This is a genomic window from Ralstonia sp. ASV6, from assembly GCF_016429285.1.
In the GTDB taxonomy this organism is placed as follows: Bacteria; Pseudomonadota; Gammaproteobacteria; order Burkholderiales; family Burkholderiaceae; genus Ralstonia; species Ralstonia flaminis.
In genome coordinates this window covers 19,958-29,177 of sequence record NZ_JAELUI010000070.1, presented here as the reverse complement: position 1 = coordinate 29,177, position 9,220 = coordinate 19,958, and the positions used below count along the sequence as shown (strand labels likewise).

Here is a 9,220-nt window from a genome sequence, read left to right as displayed (position 1 = left end):
GCCATTGCCAGACGACGAGCCACCGCCGCTGGACGAACCGCTGCCGCTCGAGGAACCCGCGTCATCGGGCTTGCCACCACTGGAGCTGCCGCTCGAGGAACTGCCATTGCCAGACGACGAGCCACTGCCGCTAGACGAACCACCGCCGCTCGAAGAGCCCGCGTCATCGGGCTTGCCACCACTGGAGCTGCTGCTCGACGAACCGCCATTGCCAGACGAGGAGCCGCTACCGCTGGATGAACCGCCGTTACCCGACGATGAGCCGCCGCCACTGGACGAACCACTGCTGCTCGACGAACTACCACTGCCGGACGAAGAGCCACTTCCGCTGGACGAACCGCTGCTACTCGAGGAACCGCCGTTGCCAGACGAGGAGCCGCTACCGCTGGACGAACCGCTGCCGCTCGACGAGCTTGCGTTGTCCGGCTTGCCACCGCTGGAGCTACCGCTCGAGGAACTGCCGTTGCCAGACGACGAGCCACTACCGCTGGACGAGCCACTGCCGCTCGAGGAACCCGCGTCATCGGGCTTGCCGCCGCTGGAGCTGCTGCTCGACGAACCGCCGTTGCCAGACGACGAGCCACTGCCGCTGGACGAACCGCTGCCGCTCGAGGAATCCGCGTCATCGGGCTTGCCGCCGCTGGAGCTGCCGCTCGACGAACCGCCGTTGCCAGACGAGGAACCGCTTCCGCTGGACGATCCGCTGCCACTCGAAGAGCCCGCGTCATCGGGCTTGCCGCCACTGGAGCTGCTGCTCGACGAACCGCCATTGCCGGACGAGGAACCGCTGCCGCTGGATGAACTGCCGCTACCAGACGATGAGCCACTACCGGAGGACGAACCGCTGCCGCTCGAACTGCCAGAGGGTGAATCCAGAGGCGGCGGTGACGGCATCGGCACTGGAACAGGTGCTGGAGGCGGCGGAGGCGGCGGAATCGGTACTGGGGATCCACTCGACGATCCGGAGCTTCCCGACGAACTGCCGGATGATCCACTACCGCTAGAAGAACCCGATCCACTCGATGAGCCCGATCCACTCGATGAGCCCGATCCACTCGACGAGCCCGAGCCACTCGACGAGCCCGAACCACTCGATGACCCCGATCCGCTCGATGAGCCCGATCCGCTGGAGCTGCCTGGAATATTGCAACCCCCGAAAAAACAGAGAATAGGAAAACCGTTGTTGACCGAAGGATCTTTCGCATAGCCCCAGTCGGGCTGTGTACCAGGCGGCAGCGGAAATCCAGGGTAAGCCAAATAGGCCAAACCCAGGCTATTTACGAAATTCTTCGGATTTCGCATCTGGACGTCAGTGTATGCGACAGGCTGCATCGAGCTATTGGCTACGACTGCGTTCTGTCCGTATGCATTCAACGACCCCGCCGAATCCGAATTCCAAAAAAGGAAATTAGACGCAAGAGCGCCCTTCGCGGCTGTACCGCCCACGAGCGCACCAATATTGACCGACGAGCCACCGGTCAGACTGACCTGCGTTGCGGTATAGATTTGGCTAAGCCCTACCCCTCCCCTACCTGGAGACTCCAGGTTGTTACCTGTCGCGTAGCCGAGCACCCCACCCACGAAATCCGCGCCGCTAACGGTGCCACGACTATATGCGTCAAAGATAGTTGTGCCACCGTTTGCGGCCCCCACCAAACCGCCAACGTTGTTCCGGCCAGTCACGGCTGCCGTCGCATAGGACACTTTGATCGCGCCAGAAGCCATCAGGCCAACCAAACCACCAACGTTGTCGCGCCCGGTGACAGAACCAGAAAAATTGTTACCCTGCCAGAATTCCCCTCCTCCCCCAGCGTTCGAGGAGAAGTATTGACCGAACAGGCCTCCAACGTAATCACGGCCAGTCACGTTGCCGATCGCCCCATTAACCATGAATCCATCGGTGCCGCTGGTGCTCCCAAAGTAGCCAGCGAAACCACCAACATAGTCGGCGCCGGGCGCGTTCACATCGACATTGGCGTATGTATTGCTGAAGGTGGTCTTCGATGCATTTCCGACGACCCCGCCCACGTATTGGGTCGAGCCCATGACGCTACCTGGGCCGGCGACATAGCTGTTAAAAATGTAGGCAATAGATGTGGTGGAACCCACTATGGCGCCGACGTTCCCTTGACCGACGATGCCGTTGGCGCCCAATTCCACGCCCAGATTTCGAAGCTGCGCTCCCTGTCCAATCGAGGAGAACAGACCAACGTTGTCCACGCCGGGCTGGTCAATCTCAAGCCCGGTAATCCTATGTCCCAGCCCGTTGAACTTGCCTGTGAAAGACCCCGTCCGGCTGGGCACCATGCCGATCGGCGTGAAGGCGCCGCTCAGCGCCACATCGCTACCCAGGAAGTAGTTGCCATTCAGCGACATGTTCTGCAGATCCGCCTGCGTCTTGATCTGCGTGTAGGTGGTGCCGCCGATAATCAGACGACCAGTCGAATTGAAGTCGACACGCCCCGCGAACCCGGTTCTGTTGGCCGCAAGGCCCACTAAAACCCCTAGGGCAGTTCCATTTCCCGACAGCGGCATACTCGCTGCCTCGAAATCAAGCGACGCGGCCCCGGACGCTGACATGGGGGCGTTGATGTTGATCGTTGAGGATGCTTGCAGGGTCAGTTTGTTCGCACTCCAGGCAACAGCATCGTTGATGTAGATGCTCCCTGCGCTGAGGGTGATGTCGGTTGACTGCAGTTGGCTATTCAAGGCGGCACCCGTCATATCGCCGCCGGATATCGCCACTGTTAGATTAACCGGGTCTAACAGCCAGGAACCCGTCTTACCCTGCGGCGCACGCGTATCCACCATCGCGCTGTCCGCGATCCTCACGTGCGAGCCTGACGTCTCCACGAAGCCGCCATCGCCACCGAGATTGCCACCGCGTGCGCTGATGGTGCCATCCACTGTGGTCTGACTGTTGGCGTTGCCCAGGTCTGCGATCGCGATTACGCTGCCGCCCTTGCCTGCGCTCTGCGCGGCTGCATCAGCGTTGATGGCACCGCTCTGCTGGATGGTGTCGCTGGCCAGCAGGCGCACGGTGCCGCCGTCACTGGTCAGGCCCGTGGCCTCCAGCGTGCCGGTGTTGCGCACCACGCCGCCCTGCAGGCGGTCAACCGCCTGCGCCGACAGGATGATGAGCCCGCCAGGCGCACGTACGGCGTTGCCGTTCTCCACCAGCGCGGCGATGGTGGCAGGCGTCACCTGGATGTTGGCCAGCGTGTGGTTGCCGCTGAACTGCAGTTCGTACGTCTCGCCCGCTGCCAGCGCGACGGTACCAAGCTGGGCGACGACCACGCCGTGGTTGCGCACTTCCGGTGCCAGCAGCGCGATATAGCCGCCCAGTGCCGCGTTGATCTGCCCATCATTGACAACGCTGCCCGTGGCCCCATTGCGCGTGAAGCGGTAGTTGCCCGCCATGAAGTCGGCGTTGCTGATGCCGTGCGTGGTCGCCACCAGGCTGCCGACGTTGACGCTGGCCGTCGGCCCGAAATACATCCCCGACGGGTTGACGAAGAACACCTGCCCCGGCGCGTTGATATGGCCGTAGATCTGGCTGGGGTTGCTGTCCAGCACGCGGTTGAGGATGGCCGCGCTGGCCGAAGGCTGCTGGAAGTTGACCGTGGCGGCACTACCCAGATTGAAGCTCTGCCAGTTGACCACCGCGTTCTGCGAGGTCTGCGTGACGTTCATCGTGTTGCCGCTGGTGCTGATGCTGGCCTGCCCGGCCGTTACCTGCCCGCCGATGGGCAGTTGGTTCGGTGCCGGCGGCGCGGCATGCGCCAGGCCGATGCTGGTCAGTGCTACCACCAGCCGCTTGAGGGCCAGGCGGATACGCCTTGCGCCGCCGCCCAAGCGGCGGCCGGCCTTGCCACGGCCTCGCGCGGTTTCTGCCACAACGATCCAGGCGCGCACGAGCTCGCTCCAAACCAGGCGATAGATCTTGTTCATGCTTGGAATCCAGGGAAATTAGAACGACAGGCTGGCGGTCAGCCAAACGCGGTTTTTGATCAGGGAGCCGTCCTGATCCTTGCCAGACGGCGTGGCGTTGGGATTGCCGCCAATGCGATGCGCCCAGATAGCGCCCAGGTTCACACCGCGACCGGGCTGCCATTGCACGCCCAGCCCCGCCCCTTGCAGGTGGACGCTGTTGACCAGCGGCGCGCCAGGGAAGTTGTTGTCGCGGTTGATGGTGACGTGGCCCCAGTCATAGAAGCCCGACAGCGACACGCCATAGGGCAAGCGCCAGCGCAGCTCCAGGTTGACCATTTGCCCCTCGCTGCCGCCGCCCTCACCAATCGGGTACGCGCGCACGCCGCTGGGACCGCCCAGATAGAACTTCTCGGAAGAATCCAGGTTCTTGCTGGCCATCTGCCCCGACAGCGAGGCCGTGGCCGACAACGCATCGGTCAGCACCTGTTGACGCGACAGGCCGTAGCGCAACTTCAGAAATTGGCCCGCCGTGCGCGCGGTCATGGCGTCTGCCGCTTGCGTGGGCGACTGGCCCAGGTTCAGGTTGCCGCCAGTGAAGATCGCGCTGGCCGTGTTGGAGCCACCGCGCCCCAGGTTGTCGAACGCATTGCCGCTCAGACCCAGGCTCAGTGTGTTGTCGAAATAGCGACTGGTGGTGACCTGGTTGGCTTCGTTGTCGTAGGTCTTGTGGTCGTAGTTGACGACGAAGTACAGGTTGCGCTGGCGCGAGCGGATGAGCGGATAGCTGGCCTCCAGGCCAACCGTGTTGGAGTTGCCGCGTGCGCCCAGTGCCTTGAAGTCGTCGGTCACCAGCCGGTAATCCAGCCGTGAGGCGTTGGCGCCAACGCGCCAGCCGTCGTAGCCCACCGGCACGGTATAGCCCAGCCTTGCGTAGCGATAGCCTTCACTCAACAGGCCGTTGGCCAGCAGTTGGTCGCCCAGTCCCGCCAAGCTGTTCACGCTGGCGTTGCCCACCAGCCGAACTGCGCCGGTAGAGCGCGCGCCCTGGTTGTCGATCGCCACATCGCCCGTCGCCAGCGGCGTCTGCACGAAGTTCAGCGCCAGATCCGTTTCCTGCTCCTGCGCGCCGGGCTGCAGACGCCCCACCAGCGACACGCCCGGCAGATCGTTCGCCAGCAGCAATGCCCGATCCAGCGTTTGCGTATTCAGCGGCTGGCCTACCGCCTGCTGCGCCGCAAAGGTATTCAAGATGCGCTCGCGGCTCACGCGCTGCGGCCCAGCCCCTTCGATGCGCACACCGCCGAACACCCCTTCCACCACCTGGATGGTGACCACGCCCGCCTGCACGTCCTGCGCGGGCAGATAGGCCCGCACAACCCAGCCTGCGTCACGATAAGCGTTGGCCACGGCTGTGGCCGCAGCCTGCAGTTCGTTGAAGCTCAACGCGCGGCCCAGAAAGCCTGCAACCACCGGCGCAAGCTGCGCCTCGCTCATCAAGGTATTGCCGGCAAAGCGGAATGCCTTGACGGTAACGGTCGCCTCGCCTTGCTGCCGCATAGGTGGCAGCGGTGCGGTGCGGTCCGGCGCCACGGGCTGAGGCAGGGCCGGAGGCAAAGCGGGCTCGATCTGCTGGCGCAGCGCGCCGGCATCGGGTGGCGTCTGCGCCAGGGCCGGAGCGGCGGCCAGCGTGGTCAGCCACAGGCCAACAAGTTGCCGCATGCCTGCAGGCATGCGACCAGAAAAGCGGGAGGCGGGATTGCGCATTGGAGAGACAAGTCGAACGCTTTTTTACAGGCGCCCACTCTAGCCAAGGGGCTGCGGGCAAAGCTGACAAGTCCTGACATGAGCTACCGCAGCGCGCGGACTGGTGGTAATGCAGCGCGAAATTGCGTGCGTGGGGAGGATTTGAAGAGCAGTCTCAGTGGCAATTGAGCAACGGCCTGCGCAGCGGATATGCGCGTGCGCAGGCCTAGTACGATTCGACTCACTGGCGCCGTGCGTCGGCCTCCCGCTCTCTGAGGCCGATCGCTTGCGCGCGGGAAGATGGATGTCGACTTACGGCACCCGGCACATGCAGACGGCGTGTTGCCGCCCCTTGATCCACGCGAATGGCTCAAGGGACGAAGGCAACCGCAATGCCGTCACCTCGCCCGGCCTCATCCGCACTGCGCCCTCTACTGCACCGGTACAAGCTTGCGGATCATGTTGTTGATCGTGTCAGCCACATAGACGTTACCGCTGGCGTCCACCACCACGCCGCTTGGGTTGGCGAAGGACGCTGTAGCACCGGTGCCGTCGGTGTGGCCAAACGCGCCCGAACCGGCCAGCGTGGACACCACACCTGCCGGCGTAATCTTGCGAATCTCGTTGTTGCCTTGGTCGGCCACATAGACGTTTCCGCTGGCGTCCACCGCCACACCATATGGGCTCGAGAAAGACGCAGCGGAGCCGATGCCATCGGCGGAACCGAGGGTAACGGAGCCAGCCAAGGTGGACACCACGCCCGCCGGCGTGATCTTGCGGATGGTGTTGTTCATTTGGTCGGCCACATAGACGTTGCCGCTGGCGTCCACCGCCACGCCGCTTGGGTTGGCGAAGGACGCTGTAGCACCGGTGCCGTCGGTGTGGCCAAACGCGCCCGAACCGGCCAGCGTGGACACCGCGCCCGCCGGCGTGATCTTGCGGATCGCGTTGTTGTTCACGTCAGCCACGTAAACGTTACCGCTGCCGTCCACCGCCACACCGGTTGGCATGGAGAGGGACGCGGCGGAGCCGGCCAGGGTGGACACCACACCGGCCGGCGTGATCTTGCGAATCGCGCTGTTGCCTGAGTCGGCCACATAGACGTTGCCACTGGTATCCACTGCCACGCCAGTTGGGCCGCTAAAGGACGCGGCGGAACCAGTGCCGTCGGCGTAGCCACTCGGGGTCGAACCGGCCAGGGTAGACACCACGCCCGCCGGCGTGATCTTGCGGATGGTGTTGTTGCCGCCGTCCGCCACGTACACGTTGCCGCTGGCGTCTACTGCCACGCCATATGGGAAGCCGAAGGATGCGGCCGAACCGGTGCCGTCGGTGTAGCCACCTGTGGTCGAACCCGCCAGGGTAGAGACGAGCGCTTGTGTGGCCGCACACGTCACCGCCACGTTGGTCATGTTGGCCGTGGCCGTGCCAGTGCCATTGCTCACCTTGCAGGATTGCCACAGCGGCTGGGTGCCCACCGATACAGCGTAGCCCGTGTTGAAGGCAACCGACGTTGCAAAGGTAAATGCACCGTTGGCCGATTGGGTCAGCGCATCGCCGCCGTTGTTCAGCAGCACCAGCTTCGTGCCGGACAGCAGACCGGCGATAGTGCCCCCAATCGTGTACGTGGGGGTAGTGGGGGTAGTGGGGGTAGCGGGGGTAGTGGGGGTTGCAGGAGCCGGCGCCTGGGGAGCTGCACTCGCGGTAGGTGTATCGTCCCCGCCGCCGCAGGCCACCAGGAAGAGAGAAATGGCCGCTGCAGCGCAAAGGCGGACGCGGCACACAGTGTTGGGCTTCATGAGATTGATATCCAATTGGGCCACCCCTGAAATGGCAGGGAGTTGGTCGATAACAGTTGCCGCCGGCACAGGTTGATCGTTTGCGCAACAAAGCGCCGGGCGACTTGCGTTGCTCACCTTGCGGTAAGGCTTAGGTTGTTCTTACGCGGCATGGACCGACGGCACGCGCGTCCCATCGCGCTGGGCGAACAGTTGAGGGGGCCGAGGCAACCGCAATGCCGTCATCTCGCCCGGCCTCATCCGCACTGCGCCCTCTACTGCACCGGTACAAGCTTGCGGATCATGTTGTTGAAGACGTCGGCCACGTAAACGTTGCCACCGGCATCCACTGCCACGCCATATGGGCCGTTAAAGGATGCAGCGGAACCGGTGCCATCGGCGGAGCCGCTCGTGGTCGAGCCAGCCAGCGTCGACACCACGCCCGCCGGGGTAATCTTGCGGATCTCGTTGTTGGCATAGTCAGCTACGTACACGTTGCCGCTGGCATCCACTGCCACGCCGCTTGGGTTGGCGAAGGATGCAGCAGAGCCAGTTCCGTCGGCAAAGCCACGCGTGGTCGAGCCGGCCAGCGTGGACACCACGCCTGCCGGCGTGATCTTGCGGATCATGCTGTTGCCTTGGTCGGCCACGTAGAGGTTGCCGCTAGCGTCAAACGCCATGCCACGTGGGGCGCTGAAGGACGCGGCAGAGCCAGTGCCGTCGGCGTGGCCGGCCGTCGTCGAACCAGCCAGCGTAGACACCACGCCCGCCGGCGTGATCTTTCGGATCTGGTTGTTGAAGGCGTCGCTTACATAGAGGTTGCCGCTGGCATCCACCACCACGCAGGATGGGATATTGAAGGACGCGGCAGCGCCGGTGCCGTCGGCGTGGCCCGCCGTCGTCGAACCGGCCAGCGTGGACACCACACCCGCCGGCGTGATCTTGCGGATCATGTTGTTGTTGGAGTCGGCTACGTAAACGTTGCCGCTAGCGTCCACCGCCAGGCCGATTGGTTGGTAGAAGGACGCGGTAGAGCCGGTGCCGTCGGCGTGGCCCGCCGTCGTCGAACCGGCCAGCGTGGACACCACACCCGCCGGCGTGATCTTGCGGATCATGTTGTTGTTGGAGTCGGCCACGTAGAGGTTTCCGCTGGCATCTACCGCCACCCCGATTGGGCCAAAGAAGGACGCGGCAGAGCCGGTGCCGTCAGCGTGGCCTTTCGTGGTCGAGCCGGCCAGCGCGGTAACCTGCGCCTGAGCGGCCGCGCAGGTCACCGCCACGTTGGTCATGTTGGCGGTAGCCGTGCCGCTGCCATTGCTCACCGTGCAGGATTGTCCCAGCGGCTGGGTACCTACCGATACAGCGTAGCCCGTGTTGAAGGCAACCGACGTTGCAAAGGTAAATGCACCGTTGGCCGATTGGGTCAGCGCATCGCCGCCGTTGTTCAGCAGCACCAGCTTCGTGCCGGACTGCAGACCGGCGATGGTGCCCCCAATCGTGTACGTGGGGGTAGTGGGCGTTGCAGGGGCCTGGGGAGCTGCACTCGCGTTAGGCGTATCGTCCCCGCCGCCGCAGGCCACCAGGAAGAGAGAAATGGCCGCCGCAGCGCAGAGCCGGACACGGTACACAGTATTGGTTTTCATGAGATTGATATTCAAATGAACCACCCCTGAAATCGCAGGGGATGGCTGGTTTCGGGCATGGGCCAGCGCGCATCAAGACCGTGCCTTCCATGAAAACGCTCGCGCTATGCAAACCGGTCTTGA

4 protein-coding genes are annotated in these 9,220 nt (G+C 63.9%); all 4 read right to left on the bottom strand.

Going from position 1 to position 9,220, the window contains the following annotated elements; all coding sequences use genetic code 11:
- Positions 1-3,951: filamentous hemagglutinin N-terminal domain-containing protein (locus tag JHD73_RS15255; RefSeq protein WP_199031114.1), on the bottom strand; the 3,951-nt coding region annotated here is incomplete at its 3' end.
- 18 nt (positions 3,952-3,969) lie between these two features.
- Positions 3,970-5,652 carry a ShlB/FhaC/HecB family hemolysin secretion/activation protein gene (locus tag JHD73_RS15250; RefSeq protein ID WP_233176993.1) on the bottom strand — a complete coding sequence of 561 codons (1,683 nt, stop codon included), beginning with the start codon at positions 5,650-5,652 and terminating at the stop codon, positions 3,970-3,972.
- Positions 5,653-6,107: 455 nt separating this feature from the next.
- Entirely contained in the window at positions 6,108-7,475 is a 1,368-nt protein-coding gene (locus JHD73_RS15245) for an NHL repeat-containing protein (RefSeq protein WP_199031113.1), read from the bottom strand.
- Between the two features lie 254 nt (positions 7,476-7,729).
- The gene (locus JHD73_RS15240; RefSeq protein WP_199031112.1) at positions 7,730-9,097 is read right to left on the bottom strand and encodes an NHL repeat-containing protein; all 1,368 of its coding nucleotides are present in this window, start codon (positions 9,095-9,097) and stop codon (positions 7,730-7,732) included.
- Positions 9,098-9,220 lie beyond the last annotated feature (123 nt).